We start from the raw sequence: 25,148 nt of genomic DNA, 5'->3' as shown, positions 1-25,148 counted from the left end.
CTGATTCGATTGATTTCTAGAGGTAAGAACACCGTTTCGGCACCCTGGGGGGCGCTGATGGTGTGCGAGAAGGAAAGGAGACACCCATGGAGCCGCTAGCGGCGAACGGGGGCATTAAGCTCTTCATCCCCGAGACCTACGATATCGTCTGGTCACTGATCATTCTCGTCATCCTCGGATGCTTCTTCTATAAGTTCTTCCTGCCGAAGTTCCAGTCGATCTTTGACGAGCGTTCCGCCAAGATCGAGGGGGGCATCAAGAAGGCCAAGGAAGCCCAGGAGTCGGCCGACCAGGCCAAGAAGAAGTATGAGGACCAGTTGAGCCAGGCCCGGGTGGACGCTTCCAAGATTCGGGATGACGCCCGGTCCGAGGCCTCCCGCATCATCTCGGATGCCAGGACCCGTGCCGAGGGTGAGGCGGCTCAGATCACCGCCACCGCCCAACGGTCCATTGAATCCCAGCAGCAGCAGGCCATGGTCTCCCTCAAGGGGGATGTGGGTTCGCTGGCTGCGGCTCTGGCTGGCAAGATCCTGGGAGCCAAGCTGGAGGACGAGGATACGCAGTCCAAGGTGCTTGACCAGTTGATCGACGATATGGCCGAGAAGACCCATGAGGGCTGAGGTTGGAACTCATGGCATGCAGGAGCAATAGGGAAGGGAGCTGACAGATGCGAGGAGAAGCATCGCGCATTGCCGATCGCACAGCGCGGGACATGCTGGCACCCAAGCTCAAAGGCGCTGGTGAGCACGCCTGGCGAGTGGGCCAGGAGCTGTTCACTGTCACCAACCTGCTGGACCACAACGCCAAGCTGGAGCATGCCTTCACAGACCAGTCCAGGTCCCTGGACGACAAGCTGAGTTTGCTCAGGGGCATGTTCGAGGGCAAGGCGGATCCCACCACCATTGAGATCCTCTCCGACCTCATTGAGCGCAAGTGGAGCCGGCCCAGCGACATAGCCAATGCGGTGGAGGATTTCGCCGTCGACGCGATGATGTACTACGCCGATGACTCCGACTCCACCCTCCAGGTCTCCCTGGAACTGGCCGAGTTGCATTCAGCCCTGCTCAAGCTGCCGCTGCTGCGGGCCCAGCTCTCCGATGACAGCTCCGATCCGGCACCCCGTGTCGCACTGATCGACAGTGTCCTCAAGGGCAATACGCTCAACCGGGTCACCATGCGGCTTGCCGAGCATGCCACGTGCAACCTCCGCAACCGCAGGTACCTGTCGACCATCCAGTGGCTGATCGGCAAGTTCTCCCGGCATATGGGCCAGTCAATGGTCACGGTCACCACGGCCACTCCTCTCTCCGGCGAGCAGACTGACAGGCTTACCCAGGTCTACTCGAAGAAGATGGGGCACCCGGTCCATATCAACTCGGTGGTTGACTCCAGCGTGATCGGCGGCATGAGGATTCAGGCCGGTGATGAGGTTACGGACAACACCGTCCAGGCACAGCTGAGGGAGCTGCACCGGCTGGTCACCTCCGGCTGAGCGAAGCGGGCATAGAGACTTACCAATGAACCAAACAAACAATAAGGAGTGATCATGGCAGAACTTACCATTGATCCCGGTGCGATACGCGAGGCGCTCGATAAGTTCGTCGAGTCCTACACGCCGACCGACACCCCCACCCAGGAGGTTGGGTACGTGGCGACGGCTGGCGACGGCATCGCGCATGTGACGGGACTGCCTGGTTGCATGGCCAATGAGCTGCTGACCTTCGAGGACGGCACACTCGGTCTGGCCTTCAACCTCGATGCTCGCGAGATCGGTGTGGTCGTGCTCGGCGATTTCATGGGCATCGAAGAGGGACAGGCGGTCCGCCGTACCGGCGACGTGCTGTCCGTGCCGGTTGGCGACGGCTACTTGGGCCGCACCGTCGACCCGCTGGGCAACCCCATTGACGGATTGGGTGAGATCAAGAGCGAAGGCAGGCGCATCCTGGAGGCCCAGGCCCCCGATGTCATGCACCGCCACCCGGTCGACGAGCCCCTGTCCACCGGTCTCAAGGCCATCGACGCCATGACCCCCATCGGTCGCGGCCAGCGGCAGCTGATCATCGGCGACCGCCAGACCGGCAAGACCGCCATCGCCCTGGACACCATCATCAACCAGAAGGCCAACTGGGAGTCCGGTGACCCCAAGCAGCAGGTCCGCTGCATCTACGTGGCCATCGGCCAGAAGGGCTCCACCATCGCCTCGGTCCGCCAGACCCTGGAGGAGACCGGAGCCATGGAGTACACCACCATCGTGGCTTCTCCTGCCTCCGATTCCGCTGGTTTCAAGTACATTGCCCCCTACACCGGCTCGGCCATCGGCCAGCACTGGATGTACCACGGCAAGCACGTGCTCATCGTCTTTGACGACCTGTCCAAGCAGGCCGAAGCCTACCGTTCGATCTCCCTGCTTCTGCGTCGCCCGCCGGGGCGCGAAGCATACCCCGGAGACGTCTTCTACCTTCACTCCCGCCTGCTGGAACGCTGCGCCAAGCTCTCCGACGACCTGGGTGGCGGTTCCATGACCGGCCTGCCGATCATCGAGACCAAGGCCAACGACGTCTCGGCCTACATTCCGACCAACGTGATCTCCATCACCGACGGTCAGATCTTCCTGCAGTCCGACCTCTTCAACGCCAACCAGCGCCCGGCCGTGGACGTGGGCATCTCCGTCTCCCGTGTGGGTGGCGCCGCCCAGACCAAGGCCCTGAAGAAGGTCTCCGGCACCCTGAAGATCTCCCTGGCCCAGTACCGCTCCCTGCAGTCCTTCGCCATGTTCGCCTCGGATCTTGACGCGGCTTCCAAGGCCCAGCTGACCCGTGGCGCCCACCTGACCGAGCTGCTCAAGCAGCCCCAGTTCTCCCCCTACTCCACAGAGCAGGAGGTGGTCTCGGTCTGGGCCGGCACCCATGGCAAGTTGGACGACCTGGATCTGAATGACGTGCTGCCCTTCGAGAAGGCCATGCTGGACTACATCGAGCACAACACGGACATCATCAAGACCATCCGTGAGACTGGTGACTTCAGCTCAGAGACAGAGCAGGCCCTGGACAAGGCGATCGAGGACTTCCGGTCCACCTTCGTGACCGAGGCCGGCAAGCCACTGGTGGACAAGAAGCCGGTTGCTTCCAAGCCCACCGAGGTCCAGCAGGAGAAGCTCGTCGCGGGGGAGAAGAAGTAACCCATGGCTTCCCAACTCGCATTGAAATCACGAATCGCCTCCACCCAGTCGTTGGGGAAGATCTTCAACGCCCAGGAGATGATTGCGTCTTCGCACATCGCCAAGGCCAGGGCAGTGGCCCTGGATGCGAAGCCCTACACCGATGCGATTTTCGATGCCGTGCAGGCACTGGTGGCCCATACCAATATCGACCATCCTATTGTCATGAAGCACGACGAGGACAACCCCCGTGTGGCTGTCCTCGCCCTGACTTCGGACCGTGGCATGGCAGGTGCCTACACCTCGTCGATCATCCGCGAGACCGAGGCCCTGCTGGCCGGGTTGGATGCCAAGGGCAAGCAGCCGCAGCTCTACGTGTACGGCCGCCGGGGGATCTCCTATTACAAGTACCGCAACCGCAATGTGGTTGATACCTGGGAGGGCGAGACCGACCACCCAGGTGTGGCCGTGGCCGAGTCCATCTCCAAGACCCTGCTGGATGCTTATATGGCGCCGGCACGTGACGGGGGAGTCTGCGAGCTCTACATCGTCTACACCGAGTTCATCAACATGGTGGTGCAGAAGGTGCGGGTGCTGCGCATGCTGCCCGTCGAGTTGGTTCAGGGCGGCCAGGAGGCTGATGGGTCGACCGAGTCGGTGCAGGAGGCTGTGGACGACAGCGACCATGGGCAGCCAAAGGATGGGCAGGAGACCGCCAAGACCGGCACAGCGCCAGCCAGGGCCGGTGAGGTGACCCCCCTGTACACCTTTGAGCCCTCACCCGGCAAGGTCCTGGATATGATTCTGCCCAAGTACATCCAGTCGCGCATCCACGAGTGCCTGCTCACCGCAGCGGCCTCGGAGACGGCAAGCCGGCAGAACGCCATGCACACGGCCACCGACAACGCCCACAACCTGATTGATGATCTGACTCGCAAGCTCAATGCCTCCCGTCAGGCCTCCATCACCCAAGAACTTACCGAAATCATCGGCAGCGCCGACGCGCTGAACAAAGAGGAAGAGTAGGAACGCATATGGCTGACAATCAGACCACAGCGGCTACCGACGAGATACCACAGGAACTGCTCCAGGGCCGCGTCACACGTGTCCAGGGATCGGTCATTGATGTGGAGTTTCCGACTGGCCACCTTCCCGACATCTACAACGCACTGACTGTTGAAATCAAGGCTGTCGGCACCACCGAGGGCGAGAGCTCCCATGTGATCACCCTTGAGGTAGAGCAGCATCTGGGCGACTCCACCGTTCGTACCGTGGCCCTGAAGCCTACGGACGGCCTGGTGCGTGGCGCCGCGGTCACTGACACCGGCGGCCCTATCGAGGTGCCGGTCGGCGACGTGACCAAGGGCCATGTCTTCGACGTGACGGGCAAGATCCTCAACAAGAAGCCCGGCGAGACCATCACCATCAAGGAACGTTGGCCCATCCACCGCAACCCGCCCGCCTTCGACCAGCTGGAGTCCCGCACCCAGATGTTCGAGACCGGCATCAAGGTCATCGACCTGCTGACCCCCTACGTGGAGGGTGGCAAGATCGGCCTCTTCGGTGGTGCGGGCGTGGGTAAGACCGTCCTTATCCAGGAGATGATCCAGCGTGTGGCCCAGAACCACGGCGGCGTCTCCGTCTTCGCCGGTGTCGGCGAGCGTACCCGTGAGGGCAACGACCTGATTGGTGAGATGGGCGAGGCCGGGGTGCTTGACAAGACCGCCCTGATCTTCGGCCAGATGGACGAGCCCCCGGGGACCCGTCTGCGTGTGCCTCTGACCGCTCTGACCATGGCCGAGTACTTCCGCGACGTGGAGAACCAGGACGTGTTGCTCTTCATCGACAACATCTTCCGCTTCACCCAGGCCGGCTCCGAGGTCTCGACCCTGCTGGGCCGCATGCCTTCGGCCGTGGGCTACCAGCCCAACCTGGCCGACGAGATGGGTGCCCTCCAGGAGCGCATCACCTCGACCCGTGGCCACTCGATCACCTCCCTGCAGGCCATCTACGTGCCCGCCGACGATTACACCGACCCGGCTCCGGCCACGACCTTCGCCCACCTGGACGCCACCACGGAGCTCTCCCGTGACATCGCCTCCAAGGGCATCTACCCGGCCGTGGACCCCCTGTCCTCCACATCGCGAATCCTGGATCCGCGCTACGTTGGCCAGGCCCACTACGACTGCGCAAACCGCGTCAAGGCCATCCTCCAGCGCAACAAGGAGCTTCAGGACATCATCGCCCTGATCGGCATCGACGAGCTGGGCGAGGAGGACAAGACCACCGTCAACCGCGCCCGCAAGATCGAGCAGTTCCTGGGTCAGAACTTCTACGTGGCCGAGAAGTTCACCGGCCGCGAGGGCTCCTATGTGAAGGCGGACGAGACCATCGAGGCCTTCACCCGCATCTGCGACGGCGTCTACGACGAGGTGCCCGAGCAGGCCTTCTCCGGCATCGGCGGCATTGACGACCTGGAAGAGAAGTGGCACAAGATGCAGAAGGAATACGGTGCCTGATGGCCAGCGGTGAGATCATGCAGGTGAACATCGTGGCGGCCGACCACCCCGTGTGGTCCGGCAAGGCCCAGGCGGTCATGGTGCCGGCCCTGGAGGGTTCCATGGGAATCCTGCCCAACCATGAGCCGGTCCTGTCCCTTCTGGAGCAGGGGACCGTTACCCTGACCGATGACCAGTCCCAGAGCCACAGCTTCGAGGTGAGCGACGGATTCATCTCCTTCGACTCCAACAAGCTCACCATTGCCGTGGAACACGGGCAGGTCAAGGATTCAGCCAAGCAGTAGGACCAAGCCCTTTCCGGTAGGAAGCCGGCCCCCGCACACGCGGGTGGCCGGCTTCTCTCATGCTGCGGCATTCCTGGTGGGCCGCCTCTCCTCGACCGACTCACCCCAAGCGCCAATAGGTGGCTCAACGTGCAGGCTCACGCTGATATGGCCAACTATCTGGCCTTGGGGTGAGCCTGGTGCCACCCCCGCCGCACGCGCCCTTGCTGGGTGCGGCCAAGGAACCTTCCTCAGTGGACACACCCCAGCGGCAGATAGGTGGCCGGTGGTGGCTGGATTGGGTTGACATGCCGGGGTAATGGCGTTTGGGGTGAGTCAGTGGTGGGTGAGTTGGGTGAGCTGGCAGGGATTTCTCACCTCATGGGTGGATGGGGCCTGGGGACTTGCTAGAGTGGGGGCCGTGCGAATCATAGTTGCCGACTGTAGCGCCCTCTACTCGGGCCGCCTCAATGCAAGCCTGCCCCTGGCCAAACGTGTGTTGCTCATCAAGGCCGACAACAGCCTGCTCATCTTCTCGGAGCTGGGCTCATACAAACCACTGAACTGGATGGCCGCCCCCTGCACCATCAAGGAGGGTGAGCCTCCCGAGCCTGATGATGACCCGGAGACCTCCACCCCGGAGAAGGTCTTCACGGTCTATGCCGACAAGTCCAGCGACGTGCTGGAGGTCACCCTGCAGAAGATCTACTCCGACCAGACCTTCGACCTGGGCCAGGACCCCGGCCTGGTCAAGGACGGGGTGGAGGAACACCTGCAGCATTACCTGGCTGAGCAGATAGAACGGATCGGTGAGGGGGCCAAGCTGGTTCGCCGGGAATACCCGACTCCCATCGGCCCGGTCGACATCATGGCCACCGACGCCAAGGGTGAGCACGTGGCCATCGAGATCAAGCGCCACGGTAACATTGACGGGGTCGAGCAGCTGACCCGCTACTGCGAGCTGCTCAACCGGGACCCGCTCCTGGCCCCCGTCCACGGCATCTTCGCCGCCCAGACCATCGCCCCACAAGCTCGGGTTTTGGCCGAGGACCGGGGCTTGCGCTGCCTGCTCCTGGACTATGAGGAGATGAAGGGCACCGAGGACAACAGCCTCCGTCTCTTCTGAGTCGCGATCAAGGCGGTGTCCGGTCACATGGTCATTGGCCAGGGTCTGTCCGAGCCGTGTCCTATAGGTCCAGCCCACACCGCACGCGACCTCCGGCAGCCCCGTTAGGCCATAGCAAAGGCCCTGGAACCCAACGGGTTCCAGGGCCTTCATGCAGCTTCTAGGGCTCAGGAATCAATGTGGAGAATATCGACCACGAAGTAGAGGGTGGCGTTCGGCGGAATGGTCACATTGCCGGCCTGGTCCTTCTGGCCGTTGGCCCCGTAGCCCATGTCGGGTGGGATGACCAGGAGCACCTGGGAGCCGACCGTCTGTCCGGCCAGGCCCTTCTTCCAACCGGTGACGACCTGCTGGAGGGAGAAGCTGGTTGACTGGCCACGGTCCCAGGAGGAATCGAATTGGCTGGCCTTGCCATTCCCATCAATGCACCAGCCGGTGTATTGGGCGTTGATGGTGTCGTTCTCGGAGACCTTCTTGCCTGACCCCTTGATCAGAGGCTGCACGACCAGCTTGCCATTCGGCTTGTAGCCGTTAGGGTCGATGGAGGGCTTGCCGCTGTCGTCCAGGGTGATCTTGGGCAGGTCGGCGGGGATGTCGGTGACCTTCTCGCCCTCGGCGCGGGTCATGGCCTTCTCGCTGGAGACCAGGGTGTAGGCCACCAGGTAGGTCCTGGCACCCTTGGCGGCTGATGATGAGGAGGAGGAAGACGAGGAGTTGTCGGTGCCGGCCACGGCAATGGTGGTGTTGAGCCTCTGACCCTTGAAGAACTTGTCGTAGTTGCTCTGGTCCTCACCCTTGGAGAGCACGGTGCTGCAATCAGGGGTGTTCTTGGTCCAGGTGTTGGCCACTTCCTTGCCGTCCTGGGGGTTCAGCTCGATGCCCTGCATGCAGATGCGTTCACCGCCCTTGACCTCCTTGCCATTGCCTTCCTGGAGGATGGCAAAGGATTCCTTGTCGATCTTGAGCGGGGCCTTGAAGCTGATCTTGGGCTGCTTGCCTAGGTCGCCACTGGCTGTGACTCCGGTGAGTTCCTTCATGCCAGTCTTCTTGGCCATGGCCTCGGTGGCCGCCTTGTTGACGGTGCTGCTGTCGTCGGTCCCGCAAGCGGCGAGGCCGGTGCAGAGGGCCAGTGAACAAATGGCTGCAAGCAAGGTGCTGGCAGCGTGCTTTTCTCTCAATATATTACGCATGGTTCACTACTCTATCCTGCTAATTCGATTTTCCTGGCAGATGGCTGAATTTTCTCGGAGCCATTTAGGCCACGGTGCTTGTAGAATGAACATGTTATGACTGATGCAGATACTGATCGCGGTGAATCGCGCAAGCCCACCCGGCCTTCTCGCCATGCTGTCATCATGCGCGGCCTGGTGGCCCCCTTCTTCGGGATTCTGGCGGTTGCCAGCATAGTCTTGGGGTGTCTGAACGCCACTGTCTGGAAACCGAGCAGTGAGATAAGGGCGCAAGCCCGGGTCGCCGGTGCCCGCTATATCGCCACGGACCCCAAGGTCTTGACCCTGGTGGATGAGCAGGCCGAACTGAAGGTTACGGGCCCCTCCTCCAGTCAGGAGGTCTGCATAGCTCTGGGCAGCCCCAAGGATGTGGCCGGCTGGACCGCCGGTAAGGATTACGTACGCATCACCGGTCTTCAGGATTGGGCGAGTCTGTCGACCCATGAGGCCCATGATCGGTCCCAGGCCAAGGGGGTGAAGGGCCAGGATGTGGCCTTCAAGGATTCCGACATGTGGACCAGGGTCAGATGCGGCAAGGGTTCCGCCCGGATGAACACCACTTCCGCTGATGCGGACCGGGTGGCCTTGATCTATCTCGGCAAAAACGCCAATACCTCCTCTTCTGCCCGGGTGTCCCTGCACTGGGTCCGGCACAGTTTGCCTGACTTCGCCACCCCATTCTATTTCGTGGGCGCACTCTTCGTGGTACTGACCGTCCTGTCGGCCTCGGTCTTCGCCATGCCTCCCCATAAGCGGCGCAAGCGTGAGCTGGTCAGCACCGCCACACCGGTCCAGGAGGAGGTCAGTATCAAGGATGCCGTCACCGGCAGCCTCTACAGCTTGAAGGAGGCGGCAAGTCTGGCGGCCCCGGGCAAGTCCGCCCATATGGTCCATAGGCATGGCAGGGTGGATGCGGGCGGTGATACGCCATTTGGCACGCCTGCCGCCACTGGGCCGGTCGTTCACGACCCCGGTAACCGCAACCTGCCGGCAGAACAGTCGCAGGAGTTAGACCTGTCCGCCCTGGGGATCCAGGACCAGGAAACGGCCGCCCCGGAGCCGGAGGGCGTGGGTGAGGAGACCACCCTCATCAGCCAGAATGAGTTCGACGAGTATCTCGCCCGCCTGGCGGCGGAGGAGACCGAATCCGCTGACGACGGAGCCGAGGAGGGGGGCCAGCAATGATGGGCAAGGCACGAGGATTCACACGGATGGTCGCCTCGGCGCTTACCGTGCTGGCAGCCATATCTCTGGCCGCCTGCGAGGGGCAGGTCCCCAAGCCGGACATGACCAATGATGAGGCCTCCACAGGCCAGGTCAAGGAGCAGCCGGACCTGACCGAGGCCCAGGAGAAGAGGATTCGTACCGGAATCCTGGAGACCCTGGACAAGGCCAATGAGGCCAAGGATCCTTCGGGCTTGGCTGGTCGCGTGACCGGCCCGGCCCTCGACGTGCGCACCAGTGAGCTGAACATCGCCAAGGCCACCGACAAGCTGGACCCCAAGACCACGATTCCCAAGGAGATGACCCAGGTGGTCATTCCCACGGATGCCTCCTGGCCCCGGTCGGTCTTCACCATCACCACGACCACCGAGGACCAGCAGTCCAAGAGGTTGCTGGTCATGACCCAGGAATCCGCCCACAGCAACTACCAGCTCTGGGCCGTCACCCGGCTCTTCCAGGGGGCCAAGCTGCCCAAGTTCGCGGTGCCCAGGATCGGTTCCCAGATGGGCAAGCCCCAGGACAAGGGCCTGGTCGCCACCCCCCAGGAGGCCGTTGACCGCTACGCCGACCTCCTCCAGTCCGGCGATGCCAGCAAGTATGCCGACTCCTTCGCCTCTGACTTCTTCCGTCAGGATTTGAACAAGCTCTCCCAGACCGTTCAAGAGGGCATGGAGCGCAACAAGGGGACGCAGACGCAGACCTTCACGCCGGTCAAGGACAGGATCGCCGTCATGCGCTCCAGTGATGGCGGGGACCTGGTCGTGGCGCAGATCAACTCCGAATGGACCCGGCAGGCTGGAGAGGGCCGTGATTCCAAGCCGGCCTCCGATGCGGAGAAGGCCCTGTTCGGCGACGGCCAGGTGACCAGTACCATGAAGGTGACCTATGTCAACGTGCTCGCCTTCTATGTGCCCCCTGCCGGGTCCGGCCAGCAGATAGCCGCCGTGGGGGCCGAACGCCAGCCCATCAAGGTGGAGGCCCTCTAGGCCCAGCCACCCAAACCCATGCGTGCGGCTGAGGCTTGAGTCCAGGTAATTCAACGTAGGAACAAACAGAGGTGTCGGTCGAAAGGACATGATCGTGGCAGGACAGCAGAACAATCCAGGGATTTCCATGGCGGGAGCGGTTGATTTGGGTGCGCTCAAGCATAAGGTCGAGGCCGAACCCGGCCAGGTGGGCGGTGCCCCGGCAGCTGGCGCCTATGTGGTGGATGTGACCGAGGGCTCCTTCCAGGCCATCGTCCAGACCTCAGCCACCTACCCGGTCCTCCTCTTCCTCTGGGTCCCCACCGATGACCGGCTCTTCCCCATGGCCAAGGCCCTGGGGGACGCCGTCAACGGCCTTGAGGGCAGGATTCAACTGGCCCGTATAGATATGGCCAGCTATCCCTCCATCGCCCAGGCCCTCCAGGTTCAGGGGGCGCCGGCCCTGATAGCCCTTATCGGGGGCCAGCCCATGCCCATCCTCCAAGGGTTGCCCCAGGGCGATGAGATGCGGCAGATCACTGACGAGGTTATTCCCAAGCTCATGGATGTGGCGGCTCAGGCCGGGGTTTCGGGCACCGCCCCCTATGCGGGGGACCCTGCCGATCAGACCGAGTCCGACGGCGACAGTGGTTCGGCTGGGGCCGAGGAGTTGCCGCCTGCCCACGCCGAGGCTCACCGTCTGGCCGCCGAGGGTGATTACGGGGGGGCCGCCAAGGCCTACGAGCATCTGCTGGAGACCGACCCCAACGACAGCCTGGCCCAGCGTGAGCGGTCCAAGGCCCTGCTGCTGGCCCGGTCCGGTCAGGCCAATGTGCGCCAGGTGCGCGAGAGGGGAGCCGCCCATCGTGATGATGTGGAGGCGCAGCTGGCCGTTGCCGATATTGATATGATCGGCGGGCAGATTGAGGACGCCTTCAACCGTCTGCTTGACTTCCTGGCCGGCCACAAGGCTGACACCGAAGCCGTCCGCCAGCGGCTCCTGGAGTATTTCGCCATTCCCGAACCCACTGACGGCCGCCTGCAGCGTGCTCGTCGCCGCCTGGCCACCCTCATGTACTGATGGTCTCAGGCCTAGGGCCTGGCGTCACTCCATCCGGTTGTGTCCAAAGACCTGTTCAAAATGCGGACCCTGCTCCTGCAGTTCCCTGCTGAAGTCGTCCGCCCAGGTTGAGAAGGGGTGGGAGGCCAGGCCATCATTGGAGAAGCGGGCCTGGTCGGTGATCTCGGTCAGGCAGAAGCTGGGGATGACCAGGTTGGTCACAGGCCGGCTGCGTTCCGCCTCGGCCACGATCAGGGGGGCATTGTCGCCGCCGAAGCTGTCGATGGCCCAGCCGTCCTCTCCCAGCCAGACCGAACGGCGGTTCTTGACGATGGGCTGGCCGCCGCGCTTGATGAGTTCGGCCGCGATGTGGGCATCAATCTCCCGCTCAGCCTCGTAACGGGTCCCGCCCACGGCCGGGCCTTTGATGGTCACGAAGGCTTCGGTGAACTGGTCCTCATGCTGTCTGACCACATCGAGCGGGTCCGTGTCCGGGGTCATCTCCAGGCGCAGGGAGTGGGTCTGGAGCCGCACCCGCAGGGCGTAGTTGTCGGCGTGGACGTAGTAGCTCTGCACAATCAGCAGGGGGGCGTCACCGTCATCCAGGTCCGCGGGGATCTGCCGGCAGAAGAAGCGGCGCTCATACTCGAAATCATTCATCTGATTGTCCATGCTTTCAGTCTATGCCAGGGGCGGGCCAGGCCAGCCCCTGCGGCCGGACTTCAGAGTGATGTTCACGAATCGCTGACCCTGCAAAGTCAAGGACCTGTGTAGAGTAGGGTGAGTTAAACGGGCTTGTAGCTCAGTGGATAGAGCGTTCGCCTCCGGAGCGAAAGGTCGCGGGTTCGAATCCCGTTGAGCCCACCATCGTAGGGCGGAAAGCAGACTTGTACGGTCGGCTTCCGCCCTTTGGCTTGCCTGGCGCAATGGCCCGGTGAGCGTGGCTGGTCCAGTTGTTGGGAGTGGGGCCTGACTGTCGGCTGGGACTGTAGACTATGGAACATGAGTCCTGAAGCTTTGAGTGCATTGATTTCCCAGATTGCCCACCAGCTGGTTGAGTCCGGCCAGACCGGTCAGCTGACCGAGGAGGGGATTCCTCCCGTCAGCAAGCTTGCCGTCATGCGCCCCAAGGACCGCGCCCATGGCGACTGGTCCTCCAACATCGCCATGCAGTTGGCCAAGAAGGCCGGCATGAACCCGCGTGACCTGGCCCTGCTCTTCGCCGGGGAGCTGGAATCCGCCCAGGGCATCGCCTCCGTGGAGGTCGCCGGCCCCGGCTTCATCAACATCACCCTGGACAAGGCCTCGGCGGCGGCGGTGGTCGACCAGGTCCTGGCCCAGGGGCGGCGGTACGGCCGCAACGACCACCTGTCCGGCCAGACACTCAATCTTGAGTTCGTCTCCGCCAACCCCACCGGCCCCATCCATATCGGCGGAGTGCGCTGGGCCGCGGTCGGCGATTCCATGGCCAGACTCCTGGAGGCCAACGGGGCCAAGGTCGTGCGCGAATACTACTTCAACGACCATGGCGAGCAGATCAACCGCTTCGCCAAGTCCCTGGTGGCCGCGGCCCACGGCGAGCAGACCCCGGCGGATGGCTACAAGGGCGCCTATATCAACGAGATCGCCGAGCGCGTGGTCGCCCAGGCCAAGGCCGAGGGACTGGACCTGCTGGGCCTGCCCCGGGTCGATGCCGGTATGGACAAGGAAGGCGAGCCCCTGGGCGAGGGTGACTCCCCCCAGCGCGAGGAGTTCCGTAAGCGGGCCGTGCCCATGATGTTCGCTGAGATCCAGCAGTCCATGAAGGACTTCCGGGTCGACTTCGACGTATGGTTCCATGAGAACAGCCTCTACGAGGACGGCGAGGTTGAGAAGGCCATCGCCGAGCTGCGCTCCAAGGGAGACATCTACGAGAAGGACGGGGCCACCTGGTTCGCCTCCACCAAGCATGGCGACGACAAGGACCGGGTGATCATCAAGTCCGACGGCAACTACGCCTACTTCGCGGCCGACATCGCCTACTACTACAACAAGCGCCACCGGGCGGTGGACCCGGCCCAGGTGGCCATCTACATGCTGGGCGCTGACCACCATGGCTACATCGGCCGCATGATGGCCATGTGCGCGGCCTTCGGCGACGAGCCCGGCGTCAACATGCAGATTCTGATAGGCCAGCTGGTCAACGTCATGAAGGACGGCAAGGCCGTGCGTATGTCCAAGAGGGCCGGCAACGTGGTGACCATCGACGACTTGGTCGAGGCCATCGGCGTGGATGCCTCCCGCTACTCCCTGGCCCGCACCGATTACAACACCTCCGTGGACATCGACCTGGACCTCCTGGCCTCCCACAGCAACGAGAACCCGGTCTACTACGTCCAGTACGCCCATGCCCGCAGCTGCAATGTGGCCAGGAACGCGGCCGATGCCCAAATCGGCAGCGAGGGGGCCGACCTTGCCCTCCTTGACACCGAGGCGGACGGCGTGGTTCTGGCGGCCCTGGCCCAGTGGCCCTCGGTCCTGGCCCAGGCCGGTGACCTGCGTGCCCCCCACAAGATCGCCCACTACCTGGAGGACCTGGCCTCCGCCTACCACAAGTGGTACAACATGGAACGCGTGGTCCCCATGGCTCTGACCGACCCGGAGGAGCGCCAGTCGCCGGCCGAGCGCGAGGCCATTCGCACCGCCAAGAGTCCCGAGCCGGCCCGGGCCGCAGCCCGTCTGAAGCTCAACCAGGCGGTCGAGACGGTCATCGCCGCCGGACTGGACCTGCTGGGTGTCGAGGCACCCCACAAGATGTGACCGATTCGGCCCGTTGACGGTTGACTGTTGGTGACTGGTGGCTGGCGACCCCCATCTCGCAAGAGCAGCCACCGCCATCCCGCGCAAGGCCCGCTGCCCATCTATTGGGAGCGGGCCTTGGCATAGGCGCCGGTGCCGTTAGAGTGTGAGCAGCAAAGCGGATACCGGACCCGCCGGCAGGTGCCTTGGAGCCCCTGCCGGCAGGCGACCGGTACAAGGAGAAGGTTAGATCAATGGACATAGTGTCTGACAGACAACCCTCGGCAATCTGGCCCGATGCAGCCAGTCTGGATGGGCAGGGGCAGCTGAGCTTTCACGGGCGGACGGCAGGCTCCCTGCTCGACGAATTCGGATCCCCCCTATACCTGATGGACACCGACATGGTGGCCAACCGCGCCCGGCGCTTCGCCCAGGCGGCAGCCCAGGCCTTCGCCAACTCCACCACCCATGTGTCATACGCGGGCAAGGCCTTCATGTCCAAGGAGATCATCCGGCTGGTGGTCGAGGCAGGTCTGCTGGTCGACACCTGCAGCATGGGGGAGATGCGCCTGGCACTGGCGGCCGGTGCGCCCGGCCGTCGCCTGGTCCTGCACGGCAACAACAAGGCGGATGAGGAGATAGCCCTGGCCATCGATGAGGGCTTCGACAAGATCGTGGTCGACGAGCCCCAGGAGCCTGCCAGAATCGCGGCCATCGCCCGGAGGCTGGGCAAGAGGGCCAGGGTCATGCTGAGGGTGACGGCCGGCATTCACGCGGGTGGCCACGAATACATCTCCACCGCCCATGAGGACCAGAAGTTCGGTGTCTCCCTCCTGGCCGCAGGCACCGATGCGGCAGTGCTGGATGTTTTGGACACCCTGAGCGACCCCAGCCCGGCCGTCAGCGATACCGGGCATGCCCAGGGCCAGGTCGCCGGACCACAGGAGGGCCGGGAGCTGGACTACCAGGTCCGCTCCCCCTACGACATCAGGGGAGCCCAGGTCACAGACCAGGATAGGGCGCTCGCAGCCGCCATGGAGGCGGTGGCCGCCGGCCCGGCCCTGGCTGTCCTCAAGGACATGCTCAGCCGCCAGGATGACCTGGAGTTGGTCGGCATCCACTCCCATATCGGCTCACAGATCCACGAGGCCACTGCCTTCATCCAGGCCGCCAAGCGCATGATGCTCCTGCGCAAGACCTTCTATGCCACCGATGCCTTCACCCTGCCCGAAGTGGACCTGGGCGGCGGCTATTCCGTGGCCTATACGGACGGCGAGGACTCCATGGACATCGAGACCGAACTCTCCCGCCTGGCGGGGGCGGTCAATGGCCTCAACCGGTCCCTAGGCATGCCGGCCCCCTCCATCTCCTTCGAGCCGGGCCGCTGGATAGTGGCCCCGGCCGGAGTCAGCCTCTACCGGGTCGGTAGCATCAAGCCGGTGGCCCTGCCTGAGGGCACCCTGGACTCACAGGGCAGGCCCATCAGCGAACGGGTCTATGTTTCGGTGGACGGTGGCATGTCCGACAACATCCGCCCGGCCCTCTACGGGGCCGACTACACGGCCAGGCTGGCCAACCGGCAGGGTTCCCAGGAGACCATGCTGGCCCGTGTGGTCGGCATGCACTGCGAATCCGGAGACATCATCGTTCACGAGTGCCGGCTGCCCGCCGACCTCAAACGCGACGACATCCTGGCCGTCCCCGTCACGGGCGCCTATGGGCGGACCATGGCCAGCAGCTACAACCAGGCCCTCATTCCAGCGGTCGTGGGTGTGGGAGCCCAGGGGGCCCACCTGCTCATGCGCCGCCAGACCATCGAGGACCTTCTGGACTTGGACCAGGGCTGAAGCCCGGCCGGTTACCTGTCGAATTGATTCCTTAGAGTAGAACAACCATTGCCACACGTTCCGGGAGGTCCAGACATGGCAGCACTAGAGCAGACCCCAATCCGCATCGGCTTGCTGGGAGCGGGCACGGTAGGGTCACAGACCGCCCGTCTGCTGGTCGAGAACGGCCGGGAGCTGGGCAGTCGGATCGGCCGGCCCCTTGAGCTGACCGGCATCTCCTGCCTGCACCCTGACCGGGTCAGCGATCCCTGGATCGACCGGTCCCTGCTGACCACCGACAGTGAGGCAGTCTGCAAGCGTTCCGATATCGTGGTCGAGCTGATTGGTGGCCTTGAACCCGCGCGAAGCCTGGTCCTGACCGCCATCAAATCAGGCGCTTCGGTGGTCACCGCCAACAAGGCCCTCCTGGCCAAGTTCGGGCCGGAACTCTACCGGGCCGCCGAAGACCGCGGGGTCGATATCTACTTCGAGGCGGCGGTGGCTGGGGCCATCCCCATCGTGCGCCCCCTGCGAGAGTCCCTGGTGGGCGACCAGATCAGTTCGATCCTGGGCATCGTCAATGGGACGACCAACTACATTCTCGACCAGATGACCACCCAGGGGCTGGGCTTCGACCAGGCCCTGGGCCAGGCCCAGGAGAAGGGCTATGCCGAGGCCGACCCCACCGGGGACATCGAGGGTGAGGATGCGGCGAACAAGGCCGCCATCATGGCCACCCTGGCCTTCCATACCGAGCTGGGTATTGACGATGTCACCGTCGAGGGCATCAGTTCCATCACGGCCGACGACATAGCAGTCGCTACCGCCGAGGGCAAGGTCATCAAACTCCTGGCCGTGGCCAGACAGGATGCGGACGGGGTCTCGGCCCGCGTCTACCCGGCCCTGATCGACAAGGACCACCCCCTGGCCTCCGTCCACGGCTCCTTCAACGCCGTCTTCGTCCAGACCCAGGCCGCCGGCGATCTCATGTTCTATGGCCGTGGGGCCGGCGGGGCACCCACCGCCTCCGCAGTGGTAGGCGACATCGTCACCGAGGCCCGGCATATCGCCCAGGGCACCACCGGTCCCTCCATCTCCCCCTACAAGAGCCTGCCCCTGGCGCCGCTGAGCAAGGCCCGCGCCGCCTTCGCCGTCCGCTTCGTCATCTGCGACCGACCGGGAATCTTAGCGGCGATCGCCCAGAAGTTCGCTGATTTCGGCATCTCCATCAACGGTGTCAACCAGGACCTGACCCCCACCCCCCACGACCCCGGCTACTCGGGCGAGCTCCAGCAGCTGCGCATCGTCACCCACCAGTGCGACGAGCAGACCCTGCGCAAGACCGTCCAGGCCGTCTATGAGCTTGACGGCGTGCCCGAGGGTAGGGCCTCCATCATCAGGGTCATGGAGGACTGATTTGGCGTTGCCAGGCAAGTCGGCATCTCAGAGAAAGAGGCAAACATGAAGCCCATCTGTTCGCAGGTCACCGTCAGGGTGCCTGCCACCAGCGCCAACCTGGGGTCCGGTTTTGACTCGGTCGGTCTGGCGTTGGATTACTGTGACGAACTGACCTTCACCCTGGGGGAGGAGGCAAGGACAGGAGTTGGGTCCGCCGGGGCTGATGGCCCGGACCTGACCGTGGTCATCCACGGCGAGGGCGAGGCCGACCTACCACGGGACGAGACCCATCTGGTCGTCTCCACCTTCCGCAAGGCCTGCCAAACCTTTGGTCTGGACCAACTGCCCCTGTCCTTGGAGGCTTGCAACCGCATTCCCCAGGCCAGGGGGATGGGTTCCTCGGCCGAGGCCATCGTGGCGGGCATCGCCGCCGCGGCAGCCTTCGCCCAGCCCGGTGAGCTCAACCGCCAGGCTGTCTTCGCCATGGCAGCCGTCATCGAAGGGCACCCCGACAATGTGGCCCCGGCGGTTTTCGGCGGCTTGACTGTCTCCTGGAATTTTCAGGCGGCCGAAAGGGTCGGTTCGGTCCCCATCCCTGACGGGCAGCCCCTGTCCCAGGGTTACCAGACCGTCCAATACCCGGTCGCGGACTCCCTGACCGCCAGCGTCTTCGTGCCGGACTTCGAGCTCTCGACCGAGGCCGCCCGCCATGCCCTGCCCAAGACCCTGCCCTATCAGGACGCCATCGCCAACATCTCCAGGGTGGGGCTCCTGCCGGCTGCCATGAACCCCGACTTCCTGGCCACCCGTGCGGATCCCAACGCCCTGCTCTTCGCCGCCACCCAAGATATGGTCCACCAGCCCTACCGCAAGGAGCTCATGCCTGCCTCCTGGGCCCTGGTCGAAGCCATGCGGGCCGGGGGTTTCGCCGCCGCCATATCGGGTGCCGGCCCCTGCGTGTTGGTCCTCCACCAGGGGGGCGACCCGGCTCTTGTGCGCCAGCTGGCCCAGGAGGAGTTGGACTCTGGCCATTGGCGGCTGCTGCAACTCCGAGTCCACCCCTCTGGCGTGCAGGTGGAACGGTCCTGAGCCAGCATGACTGGCGGGTCGGTGGTGTCGGCTGCGCCCTGAAGGCCTGCAAGGAGGGTAGTATCCTCAAGGTCTGTGCCTCTCGGAGTCTGTGCCCTGCACCACCCGGATATGGTGGGGGCGGAGGCCAACTGATAGTCTGCAAGTGAGATGAATGAAAGCGGTGTGCCCATGTCAATACCTCTGATCCTTGCCTCCCAATCGCCCTCCCGCCAGAAGGTGCTGGTCGATGCGGGCATCATGCCCACCATCCATGTCTCCCATATCGACGAGCCGGCGGCACTGGCCGATGCCGCCCGCAAGCTGGATGTGAGCGTTGATGACCTGAGTGTGGAGCAGCGGGTGACCATCCTGGCCCAGGCCAAGGCCCGGTCTGTCTACCGGACCTACCGGCAGGTGGCCCAGGTCTCACAAGAGGCCGGTGGTGACCAGATCACGGCCTTCCCCCTCCTTTCTCCGGACCTGAGAAGGGACCGCAGTGAGGACCGTGCGGACCTGACCGCCCGGTCCAAGGACTTGGACCGCTTGTCGCCCAAGGACCGCCAGGCCAGTCTGCAACGTATGACCGTCACCCGTGACTTCTCGCAGCTCAAGGTTCCCGTCCAGGCGGAGTCTCTGAGGCTGGCCCTGGGCAAGACCCCCGGCTTCAGCGACGCCAAGGTGGGCCCCCTGATCGTCGGCTGCGACTCCATGTTCCTATTCAAGGGCCAGCCCTACGGCAAGCCCCATTCGCCGGCCGTGGCCCGGGAGCGCCTGCAGGCCATGCGCGGCCAGCACGGCGAGCTCTGGACTGGCCACTGCCTGATTGACTTCGCGGCCGGCCGGCAGGCCCTGGCGGCCAGCCGGGCCCTGGTCCACTTTGCCGACTACTCCGACCAGGAGATTGACCGCTACATCGCCACCGGCGAACCCTTGGAGGTGGCCGGTTCCTTCACTCTGGAGGGCTATGGGTCGGCCTTCATCGAGTACATCGACGGCGACCCCCACGGGATCATGGGCATCAGCCTGCCCCTCCTGCGCAAGCTCAGCTCCCAGCTGGGCCTTGAATGGACCGACCTGTGGAACACCCTCCCCGTTCCGGCCCGGGACCAGGGCCCCAAGCCCTCTGCTGCGGCCCAGGCAGCCAGCCCCATCCCACCCAAAAAGAATGTCCACCAGCCTGGGGACGGCTGGGTGGACTGCGCCTGCGGGCGCCGCCATTGGGGACTCAATGGCGCCTCGGGCATCCTCCTGGTCCGGCGGGACCCGATCAGCGGCAAGGCCACGCATATTGCCATGCAGCACAGGGCCGTCTGGTCGGCTGAGGGCGGCACCTGGGGGATTCCCGGCGGTGCCAGCGCCGATGGCGAGAACCCCATCGAGGGGGCCCTGCGCGAGAGCTATGAGGAAGCCAACATCAATCCCGATGACATCGCGGTAACCGGTTCCTACCGGGAGGACCACGGCCCCTGGTCCTACACCACCGTCTTCGCCTTTGAGAAGCCCGGCCATAGGGTCGATCTCAAGGCCAACGACGATGAATCCATGAGCATCGAATGGGTGCCCATCGATGAGGTGCCCGACCGCAAGCTGCTGACTGCCCTGCGCACCGATTGGCCACGCTTCCGCCGGCGGATTGACCGGATGGCCGCCCGCCTGGCCAAATAGACCCGCCCATCAGTCCGGCGACCTGTAATACCTACAGTGTTGCCTGGCTTCTTGGACGGTGTGTTGGCTGGCTCCCTGCCGTCCTGCCCCTGGCTCTCCTGCTCTGCCAAAGGCGGGCTCAGGAGAGCAGGGCCGCGATGATGGCGATGAAGATGGGGCTGGTGACCGTCGACAGGAGTATGCCATCCCTGGCGAAGGTGAGCCCCACATTGTAGCGGGCCGCATAGTTGTATACGTTCTGCCCGGTGGGCAGGGCGGCCAGCACCACGCAGGCGTAGAGGGTGGCACCCCGGAAGCCCATCAGGAAGTAGGCCAGGAGGAAGGCGATGGCCGGCATGGCCAGGTTCTTGAGCAGGGCCACGGCGATGATGGCCGCCCGGTTCGATCGCTCCTGCATAGGCCTGGTCCCGTACAGGGACATGCCGAAGGCCATGAGGATCAGCGGCACGGCCGACTGGCCGATCATGTCGATCGGGTCGAAGATGAACTTGGGGATGGGGAAGAAGCCGATCCAATGGCTGAGGGCTGAGACCGCAATGCCTAGGAGTGAGCCGATGAGCAGGGGCTGGTGGAGGGGCTGGGTGAGGATCCTCCTGGCTGATACCTTGCCGGTTGTGGCGGCGTCCAGGGCGGCCAGTCCCACGGGGGTGAAGACCGCCTGCTGCATGACCAGGATGGGGGCCACCAGGGCCGGATTGCCCAGAATGTAGGTGGCGATCGGCAGGCCGATGTTGTTGGAGTTAAGGTAGAGCGAGTTGAGGGTGCCGATGATGGCGTCCGCAGGGTCCAGATGGAAGCAGTAGTGGTTGAGGATCAGGAAGACCAGCCCGACCAGGAGGGCCGACAGGAAGGCCACGACGATGGAGGAGTGGAAGATCTCGAAGATCGGTTCCTTGGAGAGGATGGCGAACATGAGGCAGGGACTGGAGACGAAGAAACTGAAACGGTTGAGGACCGTTTGACAGGTCGGCCCGCCAACCCTCATGCGCGCGGCGACGTAGCCCACGGCAATCACGATGCCGATGACGCAGAAGCCTTCCATGGCGCTGAGCAGACCCATCCTTCCAGCTTCCTTCCTCATCATCCGGCTCCAGGCCTTAGCTGCCCGAAGTGTGCAAGCAGCCCCAGTATGCCACAGCTCCCAGTCTTGTCCTGCGGTTTTTTCACGCTGTGACACGCGGCCGCTCGGGTCTTGGCAACCTTAATCTCGGCCTGGTCTTGCCGCTTTGCCCGGTCCGTCCCCGCAGACTTAGCGCATTGGGTTTCGCTGGTGCTCACCCCTGGTGAGAATTTGTGACATACTGGTAGTGGTGGTTCTGCAAACCATCGAGGCATTCGATGGCGTCGATCCCCTCGCGAGATGTGTATTATCCGTGAGCGTCGGTGTCCGCTGTCGTGCAGCTATGACTTTTGAATTGCCTTCATATGAACGCGGTAGGCGTGACCACGGTGAGAGCGTGGGGTGAGAGCGTATGGGGCCCAGAACGTCGATACGATGCAGCGTATCGCGAGGAGTATTGTGCCTAGAGTACAGACCAAGGGTTTCGATCAAGATGAGACCCTGAATAGTGACAGTAACAGTAGTGGTTCAGCCCAGGCCGAAGAGCAGACGGCAGCCAATGCCAAGCGTCGGGGCGGCCGCCGGGTGGTCAGGGGGACCGGTGCCGCCGGCGCCCAGGTGGCCCTGAAGGTCGAGGGTTCCCCGGCCCAGGATGAATCCCAGACCAACGGCAGGTCCAAGAGCACCGGCGAGTCCAAGTCCAAGACCAAGGACGAAGAGAAGTCCAAGACCAGGTCCAGGCCCCAGTCCCGTTCCCGCAAGCAGGACCCGCAGGCCCAGGCTCCTGAGCAGGAGTCGACAGAGGAGGAGACGAGCTCCTCCAGCAGCCGTGCCCGGACCAGCAGAAGCCGTTCCACCGGTGGCCGTGGCCGGTCAGCCAGGGCCCAGGAGCTCCTCGACCAGGACCGGGAGCAGGCGGAATCCGGTCGGCGCAGGCGGACGTCCAGCAGCCGCCGGAGCCAGGTCCAGGAGCCTGCCGAGTCCGAATCCTTTGACGCGGCCCCCACCGGGTCCAACACTGCCCCTGCCCAAGCCGCCAAGGCCCAGGCCCCACGTGTCCGACCCATGACCTCTCTGCTTTTCCAGGAACCAGTGCTTCCCCCCGTCGTCCATGAGCGTGATGCCGAAGCCAGCCTGAGGCCAGATGATGAGGAAGAGGAATCCGGCAGTGCTCGCAGCCGCTCGCGCAGGGCAACCGGCAGCCGCCGTGGCCGCTCCCATGAGACCGACAGTGACCGGGAAGACCATGAGGATGAGGGGCGTGGATCCAGGTCCACCCGCCGTCGCTCCAGCAGGCGGAACGCCGCTGAGGAACAGGGTGAGCGTGAGAGTGACAATCGTGGCAGCGACCGCCACGAGGAGTCCGACGTGACCAACGAATCCAACGAGTCCGCTTCGAACCGCCGCCGTTCTCGTCGGCTGAACGCCGAGGAGCGGCAGGCCGCCGATGAGGTGGGGCAGATCGAGGAGGACCTGGAGTCCGACGAGATCAGCTACAGGCCGATCGAGGACGAGGAGGAGGAAGTGGGCACCCGCACCCGTTCCCGCTCCCGTCGTCGGAACCGCGATGACCGCAAGGATCAGAAGGACCAGGAGGAGTCCGACGAGGAGGAGGGCGCGACCCACTCCCGCCGTCGCCGCAGGTCTGAGGACGAGGAGACGGAGGAGGGGGCGCTGACCCGCCGTCGCCGTCGCCGTCGTGGCGGCCGCAACGCCGACGAGGAGGAGCAGCCCTCCGCCAACGACCATGAGCGTGGGCGTGGCCGCTCCCGTAAGCAGCAGTACATCGACGAGATCACCGACATCGCGGGGTCGACCCGTCTGGAGGCCAAGAAGCAGCGCCGGCGCGACAACCGCCGTGAGCGCAGCCGCCAGAGCCAGCTCATTGAGCAGGATTTCCTGGCCAGGCGTGAGAACGTCAACCGGCTCATGGTCGTGCGCGAACGCGAACGGCACACGCAGATCTCCGTGATTGAGGACGACATCCTGGTCGAGCATTATGTCTCCGACATCCAGGAGGTCTCGACCGTCGGCAACATCTATCTGGGCCGGGTCCAGAACGTGCTGCCCTCCATGGAGGCCGCCTTCGTTGATATAGGCCAGGCCCGCAACGGCGTGCTATACGCCGGCGAGGTCAACTGGGACACCACCCGCCTGGACGGCCAGCCCCGTCGTATCGAACTGGCCTTCAAGTCGGGGGACCCGGTTCTGGTCCAGGTGACCAAGGACCCCATCGGTCACAAGGGGGCCCGTCTGACCTCACAGGTCACCCTGGCCGGCCGCTTCCTGGTCCTGGTGCCATCCGGTGGCATGACCGGGGTGAGCCGCAAGCTCTCTGAGCAGGAACGCGGCCGCCTCAAGGGCATCATTGGCAGGATCGCTCCCAAAGACATGGGTGTGATCATCCGCACGGCGGCCGATGGCGCCAGCGAGGAGGCCCTGACCAAGGACCTGGAGCACCTGGAACGCCAGTGGAAGGCCATCGAGACCAAGCGTGAGGAGTTCCGCCACGGCAAGCGCGCCAAGCTCCTCCAGGGTGAGCCTGATGTGGCCATCCGCGTGGTCCGTGACATCTTCAACGACGACTTCTCCAAACTCATGGTCGAGGGCGGCAAGGTCTACGGCCGTGTCAAGGAGTACCTGGAGGCGGCCGCTCCCGACCTTTGCGAGAAGCTGGAGGCCTGGGACCCGGCCGAGCATGACGGCAAGGACATCTTCGACAGGTGGCAGATCGACAGCCAGCTGCGCAAGGGCATGGAACGGCAGGTCTACCTGCCCTCCGGCGGATCCATCGTCATCGACCGTACCGAGGCCATGACCACGGTGGATGTCAACACCGGCCGGTACATAGGCCGGGGCAAGTCCCTGGAGGAGACCGTAACCCGCTGCAACTTGGAGGCGGCCGAGGAGATAGCCCGCCAGCTGCGGCTCAGGGACATCGGTGGCATGATCATGATCGACTTCGTTGACATGGTGCTGCCCGCCAACCGTGACCTGGTGCTCCGCCGCCTGGTCGAGTGCCTGGCCCGTGACCGCACCAAGCACCAGGTGGCCGAGGTCACCTCCCTGGGCCTGGTGCAGATGACCCGCAAGCGCGTGGGCCAGGGCCTGGTCGAGGCCTTCTCCGAGGAATGCCCCACCTGCAAGGGCCGTGGCTTCCTGGTCCATGACGAGCCCACCATCTCCTCCGACTATGCCGACCCCTACGCCGTCAAGGGCGGTGACCCCTTTATTAAGACCAACAAGCACGGCCATGGGTCCAGCGCTCCCGAGGCCAAGGCTCCCAAGGGTTCCAGCCCGGATGTCAAAGCCAAGCTGGCCCAGATAGCCGCGGCAGCCGTGGCCGCCAACGATGAGCCGGGCGACCAGGGTCAGGAGTCCGAGGAGGCCGCGCCCAAGAAGGGCAGGGTGACCAAGTCCAGCAAGGCCGGCAAGGCCAGTGCGGCCAGCGGGTTGGCCAAGGATTCGGCCAAGGAGACCGAAGCAGCCAAGGAGAGCGAGACCGCCGAGGAGAAGCGCAAGCCCCGTGCCCGCAAATCCCGTCGGGTGGTCCGCCCCTCCGGCAGCGCCAGCTCGGCCGAGGCGGTCCCCACCGTGGTTGTGGCCGGAGAGTCCACCCAGACCACTGAAAGCGCCAAGGCGGATACGGCAAGGGACAAGTCCGGTGAGGGCCAGGGCAAGGCCTCCCCGGAGGGTGACCAGCAGCAGGACTGAGTGCTTCAGGCCCGCGGTCTCGGCTTTAGGGCCGGGCGCGGCCCTGTCCTCACGCTGGCAGGCTCCCTCTGGCCTGACGGAAGGGGTCGGTTG

At 64.3% G+C, this 25,148-nt stretch carries 19 protein-coding genes and 1 tRNA gene; 17 read left to right on the top strand and 3 right to left on the bottom strand.

Translation table 11 applies throughout. The features are described from left to right. Positions 1-86 precede the first annotated feature (86 nt). The 7 genes from CRD60_RS05375 (at position 87) to nucS (ending at position 7,065) form a co-directional block, all read left to right on the top strand. Positions 87-620: a F0F1 ATP synthase subunit B gene (locus CRD60_RS05375; RefSeq protein ID WP_113860276.1), complete on the top strand. Its 534-nt coding sequence runs from the start codon at positions 87-89 to the stop codon at positions 618-620. Between the two features lie 47 nt (positions 621-667). Further along, complete coding sequence (locus CRD60_RS05370; protein WP_113860275.1) at positions 668-1,492, top strand: F0F1 ATP synthase subunit delta; 825 nt, start codon at positions 668-670, stop codon at positions 1,490-1,492. Positions 1,493-1,546: 54 nt separating this feature from the next. Continuing rightward, positions 1,547-3,178, top strand: a complete 1,632-nt coding sequence (atpA, locus tag CRD60_RS05365) for a F0F1 ATP synthase subunit alpha (protein WP_113860274.1) — start codon at positions 1,547-1,549, stop codon at positions 3,176-3,178. A 3-nt stretch (positions 3,179-3,181) separates the two neighbouring features. After that, positions 3,182-4,183 carry a F0F1 ATP synthase subunit gamma gene (locus tag CRD60_RS05360; protein ID WP_113860273.1) on the top strand — a complete coding sequence of 334 codons (1,002 nt, stop codon included), beginning with the start codon at positions 3,182-3,184 and terminating at the stop codon, positions 4,181-4,183. An 8-nt stretch (positions 4,184-4,191) separates the two neighbouring features. After that, positions 4,192-5,676, top strand: coding sequence for a F0F1 ATP synthase subunit beta (atpD, locus tag CRD60_RS05355; RefSeq protein ID WP_113860272.1), 1,485 nt, complete (start codon positions 4,192-4,194; stop codon positions 5,674-5,676). After that, positions 5,676-5,960, top strand: coding sequence for a F0F1 ATP synthase subunit epsilon (locus tag CRD60_RS05350; protein ID WP_113860271.1), 285 nt, complete (start codon positions 5,676-5,678; stop codon positions 5,958-5,960). The genes atpD and CRD60_RS05350 overlap by 1 nt, the downstream gene beginning before the upstream one ends. A gap of 400 nt (positions 5,961-6,360) precedes the next feature. After that, positions 6,361-7,065 carry an endonuclease NucS gene (nucS, locus tag CRD60_RS05345; RefSeq protein ID WP_201737220.1) on the top strand — a complete coding sequence of 235 codons (705 nt, stop codon included), beginning with the start codon at positions 6,361-6,363 and terminating at the stop codon, positions 7,063-7,065. 167 nt (positions 7,066-7,232) lie between these two features. Here nucS and CRD60_RS05340 read toward each other — a convergent pair whose 3' ends face one another. Then, positions 7,233-8,255, bottom strand: coding sequence for an FKBP-type peptidyl-prolyl cis-trans isomerase (locus CRD60_RS05340; RefSeq protein ID WP_113860269.1), 1,023 nt, complete (start codon positions 8,253-8,255; stop codon positions 7,233-7,235). 96 nt (positions 8,256-8,351) lie between these two features. On the opposite strand from CRD60_RS05340, the gene CRD60_RS05335 reads away from it, so the two are divergent. The 3 genes from CRD60_RS05335 to CRD60_RS05325 all read left to right on the top strand — a co-directional run bounded on the left by CRD60_RS05335 (position 8,352) and on the right by CRD60_RS05325 (position 11,564). Continuing rightward, complete coding sequence (locus tag CRD60_RS05335; RefSeq protein ID WP_113860268.1) at positions 8,352-9,479, top strand: hypothetical protein; 1,128 nt, start codon at positions 8,352-8,354, stop codon at positions 9,477-9,479. Further along, on the top strand, positions 9,476-10,504 hold the full coding sequence (locus CRD60_RS05330) for a hypothetical protein (RefSeq protein ID WP_407923175.1): 1,029 nt from the start codon (positions 9,476-9,478) through the stop codon (positions 10,502-10,504). The genes CRD60_RS05335 and CRD60_RS05330 overlap by 4 nt, the downstream gene beginning before the upstream one ends. Positions 10,505-10,592: 88 nt before the next feature. Then, on the top strand, positions 10,593-11,564 hold the full coding sequence (locus CRD60_RS05325; protein WP_113860267.1) for a tetratricopeptide repeat protein: 972 nt from the start codon (positions 10,593-10,595) through the stop codon (positions 11,562-11,564). A 24-nt stretch (positions 11,565-11,588) separates the two neighbouring features. Here the strand turns inward: CRD60_RS05325 and CRD60_RS05320 are convergent, their stop codons facing one another. Continuing rightward, complete coding sequence (locus CRD60_RS05320) at positions 11,589-12,215, bottom strand: CYTH domain-containing protein (protein ID WP_113860266.1); 627 nt, start codon at positions 12,213-12,215, stop codon at positions 11,589-11,591. 119 nt (positions 12,216-12,334) lie between these two features. Between CRD60_RS05320 and CRD60_RS05315 the strand changes: the two genes are divergently transcribed. The 6 genes from CRD60_RS05315 to CRD60_RS05290 all read left to right on the top strand — a co-directional run bounded on the left by CRD60_RS05315 (position 12,335) and on the right by CRD60_RS05290 (position 20,281). Then, positions 12,335-12,410: transfer RNA gene (locus CRD60_RS05315), tRNA-Arg, on the top strand. 135 nt (positions 12,411-12,545) lie between these two features. Beyond that, positions 12,546-14,342 (top strand): arginine--tRNA ligase, encoded by a 1,797-nt coding sequence (argS, locus tag CRD60_RS05310; protein WP_113860265.1) that lies wholly within the window; start codon positions 12,546-12,548, stop codon positions 14,340-14,342. 242 nt (positions 14,343-14,584) lie between these two features. Further along, a complete protein-coding gene (locus tag CRD60_RS05305) occupies positions 14,585-16,168 on the top strand; it encodes a diaminopimelate decarboxylase family protein (protein WP_236630855.1) in 1,584 nt (527 codons plus the stop codon). Between the two features lie 75 nt (positions 16,169-16,243). After that, positions 16,244-17,563: a homoserine dehydrogenase gene (locus tag CRD60_RS05300; RefSeq protein ID WP_113860263.1), complete on the top strand. Its 1,320-nt coding sequence runs from the start codon at positions 16,244-16,246 to the stop codon at positions 17,561-17,563. A gap of 45 nt (positions 17,564-17,608) precedes the next feature. After that, positions 17,609-18,634, top strand: a complete 1,026-nt coding sequence (gene thrB, locus CRD60_RS05295) for a homoserine kinase (RefSeq protein ID WP_113860262.1) — start codon at positions 17,609-17,611, stop codon at positions 18,632-18,634. Positions 18,635-18,805: 171 nt separating this feature from the next. Next, positions 18,806-20,281 (top strand): Maf family protein, encoded by a 1,476-nt coding sequence (locus CRD60_RS05290; protein ID WP_113860261.1) that lies wholly within the window; start codon positions 18,806-18,808, stop codon positions 20,279-20,281. A 118-nt stretch (positions 20,282-20,399) separates the two neighbouring features. On the opposite strand, the gene CRD60_RS05285 is transcribed toward CRD60_RS05290, so the two are convergent. Then, complete coding sequence (locus CRD60_RS05285; protein WP_113860260.1) at positions 20,400-21,341, bottom strand: AEC family transporter; 942 nt, start codon at positions 21,339-21,341, stop codon at positions 20,400-20,402. 459 nt (positions 21,342-21,800) lie between these two features. On the opposite strand from CRD60_RS05285, the gene CRD60_RS05280 reads away from it, so the two are divergent. After that, positions 21,801-25,055 carry an Rne/Rng family ribonuclease gene (locus tag CRD60_RS05280; protein WP_407923174.1) on the top strand — a complete coding sequence of 1,085 codons (3,255 nt, stop codon included), beginning with the start codon at positions 21,801-21,803 and terminating at the stop codon, positions 25,053-25,055. Positions 25,056-25,148 lie beyond the last annotated feature (93 nt).

The organism is Bifidobacterium aemilianum (genome assembly GCF_003315635.1).
Lineage (GTDB): Bacteria > Actinomycetota > Actinomycetes > Actinomycetales > Bifidobacteriaceae > Bifidobacterium > Bifidobacterium aemilianum.
This window is presented reverse-complemented; position numbering and strand designations above follow the sequence as displayed.